This is a genomic window from Bacillus sp. RK1064, from assembly GCF_051488405.1.
In the GTDB taxonomy this organism is placed as follows: Bacteria; Bacillota; Bacilli; order Bacillales; family Bacillaceae; genus Bacillus.
On sequence record NZ_JBPSCZ010000001.1, the window covers coordinates 1566569 to 1584069 of the forward strand.

The 17501-nt window shown below is 43.2% G+C and carries 13 protein-coding genes; 6 read left to right on the forward strand and 7 right to left on the reverse strand.

The annotated features are described in order from the left end of the window. Nucleotides 1-129: 129 nt before the first annotated feature. Nucleotides 130-1683: an ABC-F family ATP-binding cassette domain-containing protein gene (locus ACSSTM_RS08340; RefSeq protein WP_106038417.1), complete on the forward strand. Its 1554-nt coding sequence runs from the start codon at nt 130-132 to the stop codon at nt 1681-1683. 49 nt (nt 1684-1732) lie between these two features. Here the strand turns inward: ACSSTM_RS08340 and ACSSTM_RS08345 are convergent, their stop codons facing one another. Both ACSSTM_RS08345 and ACSSTM_RS08350 read right to left on the reverse strand, forming a co-directional pair. Further along, nucleotides 1733-2923, reverse strand: a complete 1191-nt coding sequence (locus tag ACSSTM_RS08345) for an MFS transporter (protein ID WP_034664540.1) — start codon at nt 2921-2923, stop codon at nt 1733-1735. Between the two features lie 56 nt (nt 2924-2979). Beyond that, complete coding sequence (locus ACSSTM_RS08350; RefSeq protein ID WP_034664543.1) at nt 2980-3405, reverse strand: MerR family transcriptional regulator; 426 nt, start codon at nt 3403-3405, stop codon at nt 2980-2982. Nucleotides 3406-3548: 143 nt separating this feature from the next. Here ACSSTM_RS08350 and folE2 point away from each other — a divergent pair, with 143 nt between their 5' ends. Continuing rightward, on the forward strand, nt 3549-4445 hold the full coding sequence (gene folE2, locus ACSSTM_RS08355; protein WP_034664546.1) for a GTP cyclohydrolase FolE2: 897 nt from the start codon (nt 3549-3551) through the stop codon (nt 4443-4445). A 25-nt stretch (nt 4446-4470) separates the two neighbouring features. On the opposite strand, the gene ACSSTM_RS08360 is transcribed toward folE2, so the two are convergent. Then, a complete protein-coding gene (locus ACSSTM_RS08360) occupies nt 4471-6360 on the reverse strand; it encodes an ABC-F family ATP-binding cassette domain-containing protein (RefSeq protein WP_437404128.1) in 1890 nt (629 codons plus the stop codon). 134 nt (nt 6361-6494) lie between these two features. On the opposite strand from ACSSTM_RS08360, the gene ACSSTM_RS08365 reads away from it, so the two are divergent. Both ACSSTM_RS08365 and ACSSTM_RS08370 read left to right on the forward strand, forming a co-directional pair. Further along, entirely contained in the window at nt 6495-7568 is a 1074-nt protein-coding gene (locus tag ACSSTM_RS08365; RefSeq protein WP_034664551.1) for a tetratricopeptide repeat-containing glycosyltransferase family 2 protein, read from the forward strand. A gap of 180 nt (nt 7569-7748) precedes the next feature. After that, the gene (locus ACSSTM_RS08370) at nt 7749-9140 is read left to right on the forward strand and encodes an amino acid permease (RefSeq protein WP_034664554.1); all 1392 of its coding nucleotides are present in this window, start codon (nt 7749-7751) and stop codon (nt 9138-9140) included. 203 nt (nt 9141-9343) lie between these two features. On the opposite strand, the gene ACSSTM_RS08375 is transcribed toward ACSSTM_RS08370, so the two are convergent. Further along, nucleotides 9344-10759, reverse strand: a complete 1416-nt coding sequence (locus tag ACSSTM_RS08375; RefSeq protein WP_034664557.1) for an SLC13 family permease — start codon at nt 10757-10759, stop codon at nt 9344-9346. Between the two features lie 261 nt (nt 10760-11020). On the opposite strand from ACSSTM_RS08375, the gene pbp4 reads away from it, so the two are divergent. Together pbp4 and ACSSTM_RS08385 are read left to right on the forward strand one after the other, a co-directional pair. Next, complete coding sequence (pbp4, locus tag ACSSTM_RS08380; protein WP_437404129.1) at nt 11021-13060, forward strand: penicillin-binding protein PBP4(5); 2040 nt, start codon at nt 11021-11023, stop codon at nt 13058-13060. A 134-nt stretch (nt 13061-13194) separates the two neighbouring features. Beyond that, on the forward strand, nt 13195-14433 hold the full coding sequence (locus ACSSTM_RS08385; RefSeq protein ID WP_034664564.1) for an MFS transporter: 1239 nt from the start codon (nt 13195-13197) through the stop codon (nt 14431-14433). A 35-nt stretch (nt 14434-14468) separates the two neighbouring features. On the opposite strand, the gene ACSSTM_RS08390 is transcribed toward ACSSTM_RS08385, so the two are convergent. From ACSSTM_RS08390 to ACSSTM_RS08400, 3 genes are read right to left on the reverse strand one after another with little or no spacing between them, the layout of a single operon-like run. Continuing rightward, nucleotides 14469-15398: a putative nucleotide-diphospho-sugar transferase gene (locus tag ACSSTM_RS08390; RefSeq protein ID WP_095285994.1), complete on the reverse strand. Its 930-nt coding sequence runs from the start codon at nt 15396-15398 to the stop codon at nt 14469-14471. After that, nucleotides 15399-16589: a glycosyltransferase family 2 protein gene (locus ACSSTM_RS08395; protein WP_095285995.1), complete on the reverse strand. Its 1191-nt coding sequence runs from the start codon at nt 16587-16589 to the stop codon at nt 15399-15401. It abuts the gene before it with no gap. Further along, nucleotides 16586-17497, reverse strand: coding sequence for a putative nucleotide-diphospho-sugar transferase (locus tag ACSSTM_RS08400; RefSeq protein WP_095285996.1), 912 nt, complete (start codon nt 17495-17497; stop codon nt 16586-16588). Before ACSSTM_RS08400 ends, ACSSTM_RS08395 begins: the two co-directional genes overlap by 4 nt. Between the last annotated feature and the right edge of the window lie 4 nt (nt 17498-17501).

Consider the following 17501-nt stretch of genomic DNA (forward strand, 5'->3'; position numbering starts at 1 on the left):
AATCTATCCTTTAGTATCTCAAAATCAGCTTTGAAACGCAATTTTTCTTTTGATGCTTTTATCGAGCCGGACAGTTCGATATAATCATGAGAGGCACTAGCCGTTTTGAATCTATTTGAGGTGTAAAAAATGATATTATCTGTTAAAGATTTAAGCCATGGCTTTGGCGACAGAGCCATTTTTCACGAAGTCTCCTTCCGTTTATTAAAAGGCGAGCATGTCGGCTTAATTGGCGCCAACGGTGAAGGAAAGTCAACGTTTATGAATATTATTACTGGCAAGCTGGAGCCAGATGCAGGAAAAGTCGAATGGGCAAAAAATGTCCGTGTCGGCTACCTTGATCAGCATACTGTACTAGAAAAGGGAAGAACGATCCGCGAAGTGCTTCAGGATGCATTCCACTATTTATTTTCCATGGAAGCAGCGATGAATGACATTTACGGCAAAATGGGTGAAGCCGATCCTGATGAGCTGGAAAAGCTGTTAGAGGAAGTGGGCGTCATTCAAGATGCGCTCACAAACAATGATTTTTATATCATTGATTCCAAGGTCGAAGAAATTGCGAGAGGTCTTGGGTTAACGGATCTTGGGCTGGACCGTGATGTGACGGAGCTGAGCGGCGGGCAGCGTACAAAAGTATTGCTTGCGAAATTGCTGTTAGAGAAGCCAGAAATTCTCCTTCTCGATGAGCCAACCAACTATTTGGATGAGCAGCATATTGAGTGGCTGAAACGCTATTTACAGGAATATGAAAATGCGTTTATCCTCATTTCACATGATATTCCATTTTTAAACAGCGTCATTAACTTGATTTATCATGTTGAAAATCAAGAGCTCACTCGCTATGTTGGTGATTATGATCAATTTAAACAAGTGTACGAAGTCAAAAAGCAGCAGCTTGAAGCAGCTTATAAAAGGCAGCAGCAGGAAGTCGCTGAATTAAAGGATTTTGTTGCAAGAAACAAAGCGCGTGTCAGCACAAGAAATATGGCCATGTCCCGTCAAAAGAAACTGGATAAGATGGATATGATTGAATTGGCAGCAGAAAAGCCAAAGCCTGAATTCCACTTTAAGCTGGCACGAACTTCCGGGAAATTGATTTTTGAAACAAAAGATTTGGTTATTGGTTATGATGAACCGCTCTCTCGTCCATTGAATCTGAAAATGGAACGCGGGCAAAAAATTGCGTTATACGGCGCTAACGGTATCGGAAAAACGACATTGCTGCGAAGTCTGCTTGGAGAAATCACGCCGATTTCTGGTGAAGTGGAACGCGGAGAATTCCTGCATATTGGCTACTTTGAGCAAGAAGTAAAAGAGCAAAACAGCAACACTTGTATTGAAGAGGTGTGGAGTACCTTCCCTTCTTACACGCAATATGAAGTCAGAGCCGCTCTTGCAAAATGCGGATTAACGACAAAGCATATTGAAAGCCGCGTGTCTGTTTTAAGCGGTGGAGAAAAAGCAAAGGTCCGTCTTTGTAAGCTGATCAACGAAGAAACCAACTTACTTGTTCTCGATGAGCCGACCAATCACTTGGATGTCGATGCAAAAGAAGAACTAAAACGTGCATTAAAAGAATACAAAGGGAGCGTCTTATTGATCTCTCACGAACCTGAATTTTATCAAGATGTAGCCACTGAAACTTGGAATTGCGAATCTTGGACGACAAAAGTATTATAACGACAAAAAAGCCTTATATCTGTTCAGAAGATATAAGGCTTTTTTCTATTTAATGACCTGCTTGAATATTGACCAAATGCTTCCGACCAAGAAGCAGGATGATCATGCCTAACAGAACGACAGCCGCCCCTACATAGTAAGGGGTGCTTGCTGTGTAAGATTCAGCAAGTACGCCGGCAATCCAAGGAGCAATCGCGCCCCCAATAAACCGCACAGCACTGTAAGAGGATGAAGCAATCGAACGTTCAACCGGCGCCGATCCCATCACAGCGGTCGTGAGCACTGTATTGATCATGCCAAGGATGCCCCCAGCAATAACAATTCCGCAGATGACGACTACAACATGTGAAGTCCATACCCCAATGCCGAATAAAATCACAGCAAATGAAGCAAACAGAACCACAAGGGAAGTCAATGTCCCAAGTTTGCGATGAATGACCGGCGCTGAGAAGACGGATGTCACGGCCAAAAAAAGTCCCCATCCAAAAAAGACATAACCAAGACCATGCTCATCCAGATGAAGCACAAATGGCGAATAGGCTAAAAGCACAAAGAAACCAAAATTGTATAAGAAAGCCGCAGATGCCATCGTTAATAGCCCTTTATATTTTAACGCCCCCACAGCCTCGAATAATTTCACCTTTTTCTGAGGTTTTTGCATCGGCGGGAGCATAAACGTAATGGCTAAAAGAGCAACAAGCATTAACACCGCAACGCCAAAGAATGGCCCGCGCCAAGAGATCGTCCCAAGCTCTCCGCCAAGCAGCGGTCCAACCGAAATCCCAAGACCTAGTGCAGCCTCGTATAAAATAATGGCCTTCGCACTTCCTCCAACAGACACACCGACAATGACAGAGAGGGCAGTTGAAATAAATAAGGCATTCCCAATGCCCCATCCGCCTCTAAAGCCGATTAATTCATTAATCGTTGAAGAGGTACCGCCTAAAGCAGAAAAGACAATAATAAAAATGAGTCCTACTAATAACGTCCATTTCGCACCAATCCGACTAGAGATAAAGCCGGTAAAAAACATGACAAAGCCGGTCACAAGTAAGTAGCTCGTAAATAAAAGGGAGACCTGACTTGGAGATGCATCTAATTGTGATGCAATGGCTGGCAAGATCGGGTCCACAAGTCCTATCCCCATAAATGAAATCACACACGCAAAGGCAACAGCCCAGACGGCTTTCGGCTGCCTAAGCAGACTTGTACGCTGTTTCAACACTTCTTCTTCCTTCATTCCATCAGAACCTTTCCTTCAAATGTTGACAAAATAAAATAAACACGCAGAGGTGTTTATTTTTGTAATTGCTCAATTGCATGAGCCGCTCTTTCTTTCATCGTTTCAAGATCCTTTTTAAAAGATTGAATCGTTTCAAGCTTTTTTGTAATCAATTGATGCTGTACAGACAGCTGCGCCTCAATATCTAACAGCTTCTCTAATCGTTCCTTCGGATCAAGCGACAGCAAGTAACCCTCTTTATTCAGCTCAAGCTGCTTTCCTATTTCCATAAACGATTGAAGCTCTTGTAAAGAAAACCCAAGTACCTCTTTTGCCTGCATCACTTTCTCTAGTTCTTCCATGTCGTCCTCTGAGTAAAGTCTGACACCGCCCTCTGTCCGCTTTGGTGCTGATAATAAACCAATCTCTTCATAGAAACGTATCGTCCGTTTGGTCAGTCCGCTTCTTTTCGCCACTTGATCAATTTTCATCCATTCCATTGCCAGTGCCTCCTGCTCATCAATTCATGATTTATTATACACCTTTATAACCTTAACGTAAACGTAAATGTTTGCACTTTTGATTTTTCTCGTGTTTTGATGCAAAATAAATAGTAATAATTACGATTTAAAGGAGGGATCTCATGTTTTCTTTTCCACCCAAAAAAGAACGACACCAACAATTCGGATCTGTACCGCCAAGCCTTGGAACGAAGCCCCCTCAAAAAGAGAACATGACTGACATCCAAAAGACGGAGCAGGACTTTTATTTTCATCTTGAACAAGTCGGCATCTGCCGCGTGTCTTATCCTGTACGAATTTTGTCTAAAACGGCACCGCAGGACCAAATAACTTCTGCTGACTTTGCACTGAGTACCTCCCTGAGAGCTCACGAAAAAGGCATTCATATGAGCCGTCTCACTGAACAGCTGCACTCGTTTTACGAAAGCGGCAAGCCGCTTGATGTGAATAGCTTAAAAGCATTGACAGCAGCACTTACCCGTCAGATGAATCAGTCATCTGCCTCGGTTCAAGTTTCCTTCCCTTGGTACATGGAAAAGCAAAGCCCGGTCACCGGGAAATCGGGTTTGATGCATGCGACAATCACATATGACATTCATTTTCATGAAAAGGATGGATGGACCTGTCATATTGGCTGCGATGCACAAGTCACCACATTATGTCCTTGTTCTAAAGAAATTAGTGAATACGGTGCACATAATCAGCGTGGCTCTGTTTCCATTCAGGTAGAGTTGTTTGAACAAACATCATTTCCTGAAGACATGAAAGCAGCTCTTTTACATATCATTGAGTCCAATGCGAGTGCACCGCTCTATCCTGTGCTTAAAAGACCTGATGAAAAGAAAGTGACAGAAGAGGCTTATGAAAATCCACGCTTTGTAGAAGATCTCACAAGGTTAATGGCCATCGAATTATATGAGCAGCCATGGGTCAGGGGCTTTCAAGTCGAGTGTCGTAATGAGGAATCCATTCATCAGCATGATGCCTATGCGAAATGCTCTTATCAAAAAAACCTGTAGATCAACTCTACAGGTTTCTTATTTCTTAGTCATGACTCTCTAATTCCTCAATCATCAGCGATAGTTCTGTCCAGCGGTCCATTGCTTGTTCTAGTTCTTCAGCAACGGCTTTTTGTTCGTCCATCAGCTCTTGAATTTTTCCAAAATCACTGCCTGCCTCCGCAATGCTGGATTCAAGCTGCTGGTGTTTTTCCTCTAAAGCCTGTATCCGGTCTTCAATTCCGTCCCATTCAAGCTGGTCTTTATAAGAAAGTTTTTTTCTCTTTTTAGGTGCCGCTTCTACTTGTTTCTCAGCAGGCTTTGTCTCTGTCCGCTTCGCCTCTTTTTCTTGCTCCATGTAATCGCTGTAAGCGCCTTGGTAGTGTGAAATGCGGCCATTTCCTTCAAAGACAAGCAGACGATGAACCACTCGGTCTAAGAAATAACGATCATGCGATACGGTCATGACAACGCCAGGAAACTGTTCTAAATAATCCTCTAAAATGCTGAGGGTCTCCGTATCAAGATCGTTCGTCGGCTCATCTAAAAAGAGAACATTTGGTTCTTCCATTAAGACTTTCAATAAATACAATCTGCGGCGTTCTCCCCCTGACAGCTTGCGAATAAACGTCCGCTGCATGGATCTTGGGAATAGGAACCGTTCTAGCATTTGCTCTGCTGTCACGATGGCGCCATCAGATGTCTTGACGATCTCAGCTGTTTCCTTGATGTACTCAATGATGGTCAGTTCTTCATCCATTTCCTTGTGATCCTGCGTGTAATAGCCAATGCGAACGGTTTGTCCAATGGTCAATTGTCCTGTAGTCGGTTCTATTTTACCCGCTAGACAGTTAAGAAGAGTCGTTTTGCCGACTCCATTCGGTCCGATAAATCCAATCCGGTCGCCCGGCACGACTAAATCTGTAAACCGCTCCACAAGGGTCTGGCCAGCAAATGAAATTGATAAGTCTTCTGCCTCTATGACTTGTTTTCCTAGGCGGTGCGAGCCGATAGCGAAATCAAGCTCTCCTTTCGCATCAGGCCCTTTTTGATCCATCAGCTCTTCGGCTCTGCCAATGCGTGCTTTTTGCTTCGTCGATCTTGCTTTTGCCCCTCTTCTCAGCCATGCAAGTTCTCGTCTGAGTAAGTTTTGACGCTTCGTTTCTTTCACCTGAGCTTCTGCTTCTCGTTCGGCTCTTTTTTCTAAAAAGACTTCATAATTTCCTTTATACGTATAGAGCTGCCCTTGATTCAATTCATAAATTCGGTTGGCCACACGGTTTAGGAAATAACGATCATGCGTCACCAGAATGACAGCACCGCTGTATTGACTCAAATATCCTTCGAGCCATTCAATCGTTGCATTATCGAGATGGTTGGTTGGCTCATCTAAAATCAGTAATCCCGCAGGCTGAATTAAATTTTTAGCAATCGCGACACGCTTTTTCTGTCCGCCTGATAATGCATGAACAGAGCGGCTCACATCTTTGACACCAAGCTTTGTCAAAATCGTTTTTGCTGACAGGTTCGCATCCCATGCATCTTCCTGATCCATTCGATTTTGCATGCGCATCAGCGCTTCTTGTTTTGCTTCATTTTGCGGATCATGCTCTAAATCGGCTAGCGCCTGTTCATACGCCTTCATCGTTTGAATCATGGGTGCAGTTCCAGAAAAAATGTAATCAAGAATCGTTTCATCCCCGCTCATTTCAGGGTCTTGCTCGAGAAATTCGATATCAAGTGTCCCTGCCTTCGTGATGTCACCCTCCTCAAACGATTCAAGTCCCGCAATGACCTTTAGGAGCGTTGACTTTCCTGTTCCGTTTGGTCCAATCAATCCGATGCGTTCCTTTGGTTCTATATGAAAAGAAATATGATCAAACAGCGTTTTCTCGCCATAGGTTTTATATAATCCTTCAACATTCAATAAACTCATTTTTATCAGCCCTTACATAGATTCTCCCTTTATTTTAAATCAGCCAGTAGCAGAAAACTAGTTTTAAAAAAACCCGCTGCTGAAAAGAATGTTTCCTTTTGCTGCTCGATACACTATGAAGAGGTGATCTAAAGATGGTAACCATTAGCTTATGTATGATTGTGAAAAATGAAGAGGAGGTGTTAGCGGACTGCCTTTCCTCTGTCCAAGACATTGTAGATGAGATGATCATCGTTGATACAGGGTCAACAGATCGTACGAAGGAGATTGCTCACTCCTTTTCAGCACAGGTACTTGATTTCGAATGGGTTCAGCACTTTGCAAAAGCCCGCAATTTCGCTTTCTCACATGCAACGAAAGAGTATATTTTATGGCTTGATGCTGACGATGTTCTGCTTGAAGAAGACCGTCAAAAACTTCTTCAGCTCAAAGAGACACTTGATCCTTCGGTGGACGCCGTCTCGATGTTTTATCATGTGGGATTCGATGAAGACGGTCAGGTGAATTTTAAATATAGAAGAAATCGCCTTGTGAAGCGTGCCTTGAACTTTCAGTGGTACGGGGCCGTACATGAGTTTCTTCAAGTGTATGGCAACATCTTTCCAGCCGATATAGCCGTCACACATCAAAAGCGCAAGAAAACAACCACTGGTGAGCCCGGGCGCAATCTTCGAATTTATGAAGACATGCTCGCAAAAGGAGAGGACATGACGCCACGTGATCTCTTTTACTTTGCCAATGAATTAAGAGATAACAGGCAGCATGTCAGGGCGATTCGTTTTTATCATGAATTTTTAGCGACAAAACAGTGCTGGATTGAGGATGAAATTCGCACATGCCAATATTTAGCCGACTGCTATTATGCGGTAGGCTTCGAGGAAGCGGCTTTATCCTCATTATTACGTTCTTTCTTATACGATCAGCCCCGTCCAGAATTTTGCTGCCGGATCGGGGATCATCTAAAAATACAAAATAAACATCAGGCAGCGATCTTTTGGTATGAGCAGGCGCTGAAGGCTCCTGAAAACGAAACAGCCTTCACACTCACACAGTATAAAACGTGGTATCCACATCTCCAGCTTTGCTATTGTTATTATCAGCTCGGCGATTTGGAAAAAGCCAAGACACATCACCTTGCCTCCTCCGCCCATTACCCCACTCATCCAAGTGTGCTGTTCAATGAAAAAATATTTGCTGAACAGACATAGATCCCCCGTCACCACATCCGCCTTCCACCTGCCAGCGGATGTCTCTTTTTATGCACAAATTCGATTGTGATGTTTAACACTTTAATGATTTAAAGCGTTTTTCAACCAATTGACTAAATTGTCAATTACGCATATACTAACATTCGTCTTACGAAAAGATTTATCCATTAGGAGGTCAACATGAGTTCTTTATTTCGAAAAAAGTCTCTCGACCAGCTCATGCTTGAAAGTCAAACGAAGCGGCTTAGCCGATCGTTAAATACGTTTGATTTAATCTTGCTTGGCATTGGCTGCGTGGTCGGGACTGGTATCTTTGTGATTACGGGGGTTGCGGCAGCAAAGGATGCGGGACCTGCGATTATTATATCTTTTATTTTGGCTGCGATCGCATGCGCCCTTGCTGCTTTTTGCTACGCTGAATTCTCCTCGTCCATTCCTGTCTCAGGAAGCGTCTATACGTATTCCTACGCCACACTTGGGGAATTTCTTGCCTTCTTAATGGGCTGGGATCTCATGCTTGAATATGTCATTGCGCTCTCTGCTGTAGCAAGTGGATGGTCGTCCTATTTTCAATCACTGCTCAGTGGATTCGGTCTGCACATACCGAAGGCTTTATCAGCTGCACCTGGAGCCGCTGATGGTGCCGTCTTTAACCTTCCAGGCGCACTTATTATTTTACTCATCACCTTTATCGTCTCAAGAGGCGTCAAAGAAAGCACGAAGCTGAATAACATCATTGTGTTAATCAAAATTGCCATCGTCCTTCTCTTTATCATTTCAGGCTTTGCTTACGTCAAACCTGAAAACTGGACACCCTTTATGCCGATGGGCTTTGAAGGAGTAATCGCAGGCGCGGCAACAGTCTTTTTTGCTTATCTCGGATTTGATGCGATCGCCAATGCATCTGAAGAAGTCAAAAATCCGCAAAAGGCGATGCCGATCGGCATTATCGGGGCGCTCGGTGTTTGTACCATTTTATACATCGGTGTGTCCTTTGTCTTAACCGGCATGGTTCACTATACGAAACTGAATGTCAGTGACCCTGTCGCATTTGCTCTTCAAGTCGTTGGCCTTCATAGTGTGGCAGGTATCATATCAGCCGGTGCCATTATTGGGATCACAACGGTTTTAATTGCCTTGGTCTATGCGCAGGTTCGCTTAACCTTTGCGATGAGCCGTGATGGACTCATGCCAAAAATTTTCTCAAATGTTCATCCAAAATCGCAAACACCTGTTGCCAACACTTGGCTGACAGGTGCTGTCGCAGCATGTATCGTAGGTTTTGTGAATTTATCGACGCTTGCGAATTTAGTGAGTATCGGTACACTTGCAGCCTTTACGGTGATTTCAATTGCCGTCATCGTTTTACGGAAAAAGCACCCGAATGTCAAAGCAGCGTTTAAAGTACCATTCGTGCCTGTTCTTCCGATTATCAGTGCGGTCATTTGTATCACACTTGCGACGACCCTTTCATGGGTGACTTGGAGAGCCTTCCTTATCTGGGTAGCCATTGGTGTCGTTGTTTACTTCACCTATGCAAGACGAAAAAGCCATCTTAATGAAACACATTAGAAAAGAGACACGGGGATTCCCGGTCTCTTTTTTTTGCTTAAATCACGCTGTTTTTGGCTGAATTTGAGTCCACCATATCTGGATCTAACACGCTTATTACACGCCAAAGGACACTCACATCAAATAATCCACACCAGCACCGAAGCCAAAAGAAACAAAAACACCGACGTCTCGATTCGATCAAAGCCACCTTCGTAACCCGCTCAGCTTTTAAGCACAATCGGGAGCCAGAAATACACCGCAAGGACAATCACCACAATACTGATGATATTTAACCAAAAGCCTGCCCTGACCATATCAGATATTTTCAGCACGTCCGCACTAAAGACAGCGGCGTTTGGCGGTGTGGAGATCGGCAGCATAAACGCACATGAAGAAGCCAAAGCAGCCGCAGCCATTAACCCATATGGCTCCATGCCAATCGCAAGCCCAAGCCCTACCGTAATCGGAATAATCATATTGGCAACAGCTGTATTTGACATAATTTCAGTCATAAACAAAATCGCTCCCGTTAAAATGATCAACAGCACGATATACGAAAGCCCATGTAAATGCTGTAGATTTTCCCCAATCCATCCCGTTAGATTGGTTTCTGCAAAGCCCGTAGCGAGCGAAAGCCCACCTCCAAACAAAAGCAAAAGCCCCCACGGCAGCTGTTTCATATCCTGCCATTCTAATATTCTCTCACCATTTGTTGCTGGAATGAGAAATAACAGCATGGCACCGAAAATGGCGATAGACGTATCAGATACGGTGATCCCTCCAAACAAAAAGAGCTTAAAAATCCACAAAAACGCCGTCATGAGAAAAACAACAAACACCCATTTTTCCTCTTGTTTCATTTTTCCTAAATTCTCTAATCCCTTTCGAATGAACGCTACACTCATTTCACCTGTGTGCTCTACCTTGAACTGTACCTTGGTCAAATACAGAAATAAGAGAATGAGCAGAATCATCGCAACAGGAAAACCAAACAAAAACCATTCAAAAAACATAATTTCCCGATCTAATAGCTTTTTTGACATCGCAGCAAACACAGCATTTGGCACAGATCCGACAAGTGTTGCTAGACCACCAATTGACGCTGAATACGCAACCGACAATAAGATGCTTTTACTGAATCGATCAAGAGATGGACCAGATAAGACTTCATTAGCCTTGACCTCTTTAATCACTGCAAGTGCCACCGGGAGCATCATCAGGGCTGTCGCTGCATTCGAAATCCACATAGATAAAAAAGCAGTCGCGATCATGACACCTAATACAATGCGGTCACTTCTAGTGCCAATCACCCTTAAAATGTGTAAGGCCATTCTTCTATGTAAGTTCCATTTTTCAATGGCAATAGCGATCATAAATCCTCCCATGTACATAAAGACGATCGGATCTCCATAAGCCCTTGATGTCTGTTCCATAGAAAGCCCGCCAAGTGTCGGCAGTAGGATGATGGGCAATAAAGATGTTGCAGGTATGGGCAGTGCTTCTGTCACCCACCATGTTGCCGTCCAAGCCGTAATGCCCAAGACTACCCTCGCAGCATAGGTCAATTCATCTTCAGGTATGAGAAACAGAACGAGCAAGAAAAGTGTCGGTCCAAGAATAAGTCCAATTACATTCACTTTTTTATAAACGATAACAATTCCCCCTATTGAAAGCGCTTGTCATATTTTTTCTAATTTTCCACATTCGATGATCTCTTAAGAAATCCTTTTAATCATAAGAAAAAATGAAGATATCTTTCATAAAAACAGCTGTCATTTCACTCCCATTTCCAAAACCATGACATGATGCCTTGGTCTATTTTCATAGGAGAAACTATACAAATCATGTGCAATCACTGTAAAATATAGAAGATCTAATCAAAAATTGAGGTGTTTTCATTGTATACGGATCAAAGAAAATCATTTTGGAAACAGAAAAAATTCATTATTCCTCTTCTCAGCATCATCGTGATAGCAGCTGCTCTCTTTTTCTTAAAAGATACTCTTTTCTCAAAAGAAAAAGAGGCTTTAAAAGCGGCTGAATCCTTTACGAAACAATTGGAGAAGAAAGACTTTACGAAGCTGGCTGATGAGGTAACGAGTGCGTCTTTGAAAGCCAATGACTTCTCAAAAAAACAACTAGCCGAAAAATATGACAATATCTTTAACGGAATTGGTGCTTATGATCTGAACATATCAAAGCTCAACGTCGAAAAACAGGACAAAGGAAATGGGTATCAATTTTCCTATGATGTGACAATGAAAACGTCTTTTGGCAAGCTGCACAAGCTTTCTTACAAGGGCGTTCTCTCAGAAGAAGATGACAAGTGGAAAGTGGACTGGAAGCCAAATCTCATCTTCCCGCAAATGGAGAAGGGAGATACTATCAAAGTCAAATCAGACCCTGCTGTCCGTGGAAACATTGTAGACCGAAAAGGGCGTACGCTGGCAGAAACAACTGGTGGAAACGCACTTGGCATCATCCCAGGTAAACTCGGAACAGGGAAAGAAAAAGAACGCAATATCAAAAAAATCAGCAAGGCGTTTGATATAGACGAAGAACTGATTGACAATCAGCTGAAACAAGCATGGGTCACAGACGACACGTTTGTCCCGCTCAAATCAATGTTAGAGCAAAAGCCGATTCCAAAGGAGGTAAAAGGCGTCACCTATCAAACGAAGGAAATGCGTTACTATCCTTATAACGAAGCCGCCGCCCATCTCACCGGCTATGTCGGAAAAGCAAATGCAGATGATATCAAAAGAAATCCGGCATTAAAAGCAGATCAAATCATCGGCAAAACCGGCCTTGAATTTACGTTTGACAAAAACCTGCGTGGACAAGATGGCGGAAGCATTCTGATCGTCCATGATGAAACAGGCATTGAAGAAACATTGCAAAAATCAGATCGAAAAGATGGAAAAACAGTGAAGCTGACCATTGATGCTTCTTTACAGAAAAAAACCTATGAACAGCTAAAAGGTGAAAAAGGGGCCGTCACGATCATGAATCCATCATCGGGGGATCTATTAGCGCTTGTCAGCGCCCCTTCCTACGATGTCAATCTCATGACAAATGGGATCACACCTAAGCAATATCAGGTATACAGTGAAAACCCAGACCTCCCATTCCAAGCTCGCTATGCGAGCCGGTATGCACCAGGGTCTACATTCAAAACCATTACAGCGGCCATTGGGCTGGAAACAGGTGTCACAAAACCTAATAAAGTACGCACCATTCATGGACTGAAATGGCAAAAGGATCAATCTTGGGGCAATTATCGAATTACACGGGTTCACGATAAAGAAAACGTAAATATGGTCGATGCCCTCGTGTACTCAGACAATATTTACTTCGGACAGGAAGCACTGGAAATTGGCAAAGACACCTACGAGAAAAAAGTAAAAGCATTTGGGTTTGGCGAAGATTTGCACATGCCATTTACAATGAAACCAGCACAAGTATCGAACGATGGCATTCAATCGGACATCTTACTTGCTGACTCTGCCTATGGCCAAGGCGAATTACTCATGTCACCGATTGAACAAGTACATGCCTATTCTCCATTTGCAACAGGAGGCAAGCTTGTCTATCCTCGAGTCGTTCAAGATGAAAAAACAGCATCACCAAAACAAATCATCAAAGAAGACTCGGCAAACTCAGTGAAAGACGCGCTGACTCAGGTCGTGACCAGTCCAAACGGTACAGCTCACTCCTTACAAATTGAAGGAACTGATATTGCCGCTAAAACAGGAACGGCAGAGCTGAAGAGCAAACAAGGGGCAACAGACGGTTCTGAAAATGGATTTTTACTTGCATTTAATCCTAAAAAAGAAGATTACGTCCTCGTCGGCATGATTGAAGGTGTGAAAAACCGCGGCGGAAGCGGACTCGTCATTCAAAAAATGAAGCCTGTGATCGCATCTTTTTATCAATAACCCTTTAGAGACACAAGCACTTGTGTCTCTTTTTTCTAAATCATGACAATTTGCTATTGTTTTATAGTTCACCTTATGAATAAAATGAGAAGAATGCAAAATAGAAAACAGTTGAATGAAAGGAGGAAGTCTCATTGGCTATTGCTGCTCGTACAAAGGATAAACCTCAAAATTCTGTCACCGGATCAACGGTTTACCCCATTTTATTGATTATTGGCATTTGCCATATGCTGAACGACACATTGCAAGCCGTTATTCCTGCGATGTTCCCTATTTTAGAACGCTCAATGGGGCTGACCTTTACACAATTAGGGCTGATTGCCTTTACATTAAATATGGTCTCCTCCGTCATGCAGCCCGCTATTGGGTGGTATACAGATAAACGGCCGATGCCTTATGCACTCCCGATTGCTTTATTTTCTAGTGCTGTCGGTATATTCGGGCTTGCGTTTGCGCCTTCCTTTGCCACCATTTTGCTTTGCGTTGTCTTTATCGGACTCGGCTCTGCAATTTTCCATCCAGAGGGCTCTCGTGTTGCCAACATGGCAGCTGGTCCAAGACGAGGACTTGCACAGTCCATCTATCAAGTAGGCGGAAATACAGGTCAAGCCTTTGCTCCGCTGATCGCTGCATTAATGCTCGTCCCTCTCGGTCAGCCAGGCGTGGCTTGGTTTACGATTGTTGGAATGATTGCTGTCGGTTTCCTTCTTTATATTTCAAGATGGTACGCAGGAAGACTTCAAACCATTCGAGCTCAAGCGAAAAAGGCTCCAGCAAAAGCTGCAAGATCTGATATTCATCGTAAGTCAGCACTCACAGCACTTGGCATTATCGTCTTTCTCATCTTTGCCCGCTCTTGGTATGGGAATGCGATATCGAATTTCTATGCGTTTTATGCGATTGAACAATATGGATTGACGATTAAAGAATCACAGACTTATATTTTCTTATTTCTCATTCTAGGTGCAATTGGGACATTTTTAGGCGGACCGCTTGCAGACCGCTTCGGCAAGAAAACCGTGATTTTAATTTCCTTATTGGCTTCCTTTCCGCTTGCCCTGCTGCTGCCATTTGCCGGACCTGTTTTTGCTTATGTTTTACTTGGACTGATTGGGGTCATTCTGACATCAAGCTTCTCTGTCACAGTCGTTTATGCTCAAGAACTATTTCCCGGGAAAATTGGCACAATGTCTGGTTTAACTGTTGGGCTTGCGTTTGGTATGGGTGCAATTGGATCAGTCGCTCTAGGCTCATTCATTGATGCCTTCGGTTTAACGCCTACCATGATCGGAGTCGCCTTTTTACCGATATTAGGCATCCTGGCCTTCTTACTACCTAGCGATCAAACCATCTCCAAATGGAATGAATCATAAAAAGGAGAAAACCGCTCAGTTATTGAGCGGTTTTTTCATATCTCATAAAAATGCGTGTCAGGAACGTGCTTCTTTGCAATAAACCCTTGCTGAAATTCTGGAAAGACCTTTTGCACCTGTTTAATTTTTTGATGAACCAAATCGGCATACGGAATATATAGATGATCCACTAGATTTTGTTCAGTCATATAGTAATACCAATTAAGATTAAAGGTATTCTCATCAATGATCGTAAAGGCAGAAAAATGATAGAACAAGAGTGGACATTCGTCGAGATACATATCCCCTTTCACAACTGAAAGCTTGTAGTTTTCAATATTCCAAATGGCGGCATTGGCTCCTTTAGATGTCACCACATGGACCCCTTCAAAATCATCGATCCATCTTTCAACATACCGCTGATCTCCATACGTCTTATTTTCTGTATCCATTTCTACTGTACAGTGTGCAAGACAGTTATCCTTCCATTGTGTGACCGCCTGTTTGGCAACGTCTGTGTTGCGGCAGCCGACAAATCCAGTATTAAAGCGGCCAGACAACTCATAAAAGTGATAGAACCGCTTGGAATTCATATGATCCGTCAAAAATAAATGAGCGAGCGGATTCTCTGCAAATACCGCCTCTGGATCATGATAAAAATACAAATCCGTATCCAAATGGGCGAGATAATCCGCTTCTGAGGACTCAAGGATTTTGAGCAGAAAAGCAGGCTTTAACGTCCAGCAATACTCATGGAACGTCCGATCATCTTTTGCCTTTCGCAGCATGTCATCTTCAATGTCTTCAAGCTGTTCATATTGAACGTGCGGATGAGGGAATTCACTTAACACCTTGTAAGCCAATGGGTCCGCACATAAAACCGACAGCTTGAATGAATGGGCGGTTTGTTCAAGCGAATGAATCAGCGCCAAAAGCTTAAAAATATGGGTATTCGACACAATGGTTGTAAAATGATAAGATGCCATCTACAACACATCCACTTGAAACAAATCAACGCGTAATAGCTCTTTCGTCAGCCCTTGAATGGCTTCTACAAGCACTGTGCAGCCATATTCCTGCCGTGCAAGCTGCGCTGCCTCTGACAGCTTTTTCAAAGGGACATGCTTTGCTGTCAGCTGATCTTTTTTATCGCGTTTGATACCTACATTCCGCTCTGTGATCAAATGAAGCAGCTCTAAAAAATAAGAAAGCAGACCATCGAATGCCGGATTTTCACGCAGCTGCCGGACCTCTTTCACAATGTCATTTGTGACGGTGTGAGAAAATGGACCAGAGAAAGCCAAATGGACATCAATGGCATCAATATTGTTGTACTTCTCGCACATATACAAAATGTTATATTTGATGTCATCAAATGACGTTAAATTACTTGGATGCTCCTGATGCACACTCATGATATCCTCTCGCAATTCAAACGAGAGACCAAGCTGATGCAGACGAATTCCTAAATCATAATCTTCAAACCCGTACCGAACGATATTTTCATCAAACATCCCGAGTGCCATGACATGCTTACGTTTGACAGAGGAGTTATTCGTAATAAAAAATCGCCACGGCAGCTCATAAGAGCCTAAATCATAGTTATACGTGCGCAAAATGTCTTTGAGAATATCAATAAACTCAGACTGCAAATCGAAGCTTTTCTCTAGAAATCCACCATTTTCAACTTCCTTCATTGATAAAAGAGGCGTTTTATCTTTCATTTTCCGCTTATACAAGCCTTGCTTTTTCAACCGATTGATATGATCCTTATCAAATGCTTCGTAAAAATAACGATAAATCCGCTTCCAGCATACACCACAAATCACAAGGTCCTCATGAACAGCATGTGCCTCCGCATGCTTTTGAATAAATTGCGGCTCTGCCAGCATATCGCTGTCATGGAATATCAGCAGGTCTCCCTCCGCCTCGCGAATGGCATGATTGCGACCCTTGGCAATCCCTTGATTGACAGGAATACGTACCTTTTTAAACGGGAAATTCACCTCAATGTTCTCAAGCATTTCCATCGTGCCGTCCGTTGACCCATTATCAGCGACAATCACCTCAAATGGTATATCCGTATCCTGAAGCGTTAAGGAAAAAAGACTCCCTTCTAAACGCTCTTTGGCATTATAGCTCGGAATAATGACGCTTACCTTTGGCTTCTCATTCATGCGTCATCCCCCTCCAATTTGGCATAGCCGTTAAACAGCGGATCGACCTGCTCAACAGATTCAATCACATGGCGCAGCACGTTTCGATAGGCTTCTTGGAAAAATGGCAGATCATTTCTCCCTTTTTCATGAATTTGCTGCATCTCATCCTTGCTCACGATGCGAAAGCCGCTGAAATGATAGCAAATGAGCGGATGCCCATCCTCCAGCAAAATACGTCCATTCTCTTCCCGATAAGAATGCTGCCCATAATTCCAATGACCAATATTCACGCCTTTTGTTTGAATATCTTCCACTTTTTCAAACAGCTTCGGCATATGATCGAGATATCCTTGATCGCCAAACTTGCCTTCTCCCGGCGCATTTTTGCATTCCTTCAAGCATTCTTCTTTCCACCAGCTGAGGCATTTCCGGCCGGCTTCATCTCCTTTAAAATACAGGAAGCCTGAGTTATATCGTCCTAAAAGCTTCTGAAGCATCTTCACTTCCTCAGGATCGAAGCTCGGAATCACAATATCCCCTCTCGAGAGTAAAACAGAGGCATTCGGCTGATGTTGAAAAATCGCTTTCGGGCTCTCATAAAAGAACAAATCCGCATCAAGATAGGTTACGCCCTCTGCCTGCTCCTGTTCAAATAACCACTCAATCCAAATCGGCTTTAATGTCCAGCAATATTCCGAGGCATCCCGTTCCTCTTTTTTCTCCAGCAGCTCCGGCGTTTCGAGCTCCCGTACATGAACAAGATCAACATGAGGAAAATTCATTTGATGAAGCAGATCAAATGCAGCATCATCCATACATAACGTCTTGATGACAGCATCATCTTCTACTTGCTTCAATGATAAGAAAAACGCAATGGCTTGATAAAGTCTTCCACTCGATAGAACCGTACAATATATGCTGTTCATCTAC

Bases quoted from the DNA above. Each gene is read 5' to 3' on its own strand.
- ACSSTM_RS08340 (WP_106038417.1), top strand. From the start codon at position 130: ATGATATTATCTGTTAAAGATTTAAGCCATGGCTTTGGCGACAGAGCC.
- ACSSTM_RS08345 (WP_034664540.1), bottom strand. From the start codon at position 2,923: ATGAAGGAAGAAGAAGTGTTGAAACAGCGTACAAGTCTGCTTAGGCAG.
- ACSSTM_RS08350 (WP_034664543.1), bottom strand. From the start codon at position 3,405: ATGGAATGGATGAAAATTGATCAAGTGGCGAAAAGAAGCGGACTGACC.
- folE2 (WP_034664546.1), top strand. From the start codon at position 3,549: ATGTTTTCTTTTCCACCCAAAAAAGAACGACACCAACAATTCGGATCT.
- ACSSTM_RS08360 (WP_437404128.1), bottom strand. From the start codon at position 6,360: ATGAGTTTATTGAATGTTGAAGGATTATATAAAACCTATGGCGAGAAA.
- ACSSTM_RS08365 (WP_034664551.1), top strand. From the start codon at position 6,495: ATGGTAACCATTAGCTTATGTATGATTGTGAAAAATGAAGAGGAGGTG.
- ACSSTM_RS08370 (WP_034664554.1), top strand. From the start codon at position 7,749: ATGAGTTCTTTATTTCGAAAAAAGTCTCTCGACCAGCTCATGCTTGAA.
- ACSSTM_RS08390 (WP_095285994.1), bottom strand. From the start codon at position 15,398: ATGGCATCTTATCATTTTACAACCATTGTGTCGAATACCCATATTTTT.
- ACSSTM_RS08395 (WP_095285995.1), bottom strand. From the start codon at position 16,589: ATGAATGAGAAGCCAAAGGTAAGCGTCATTATTCCGAGCTATAATGCC.
- ACSSTM_RS08400 (WP_095285996.1), bottom strand. From the start codon at position 17,497: ATGAACAGCATATATTGTACGGTTCTATCGAGTGGAAGACTTTATCAA.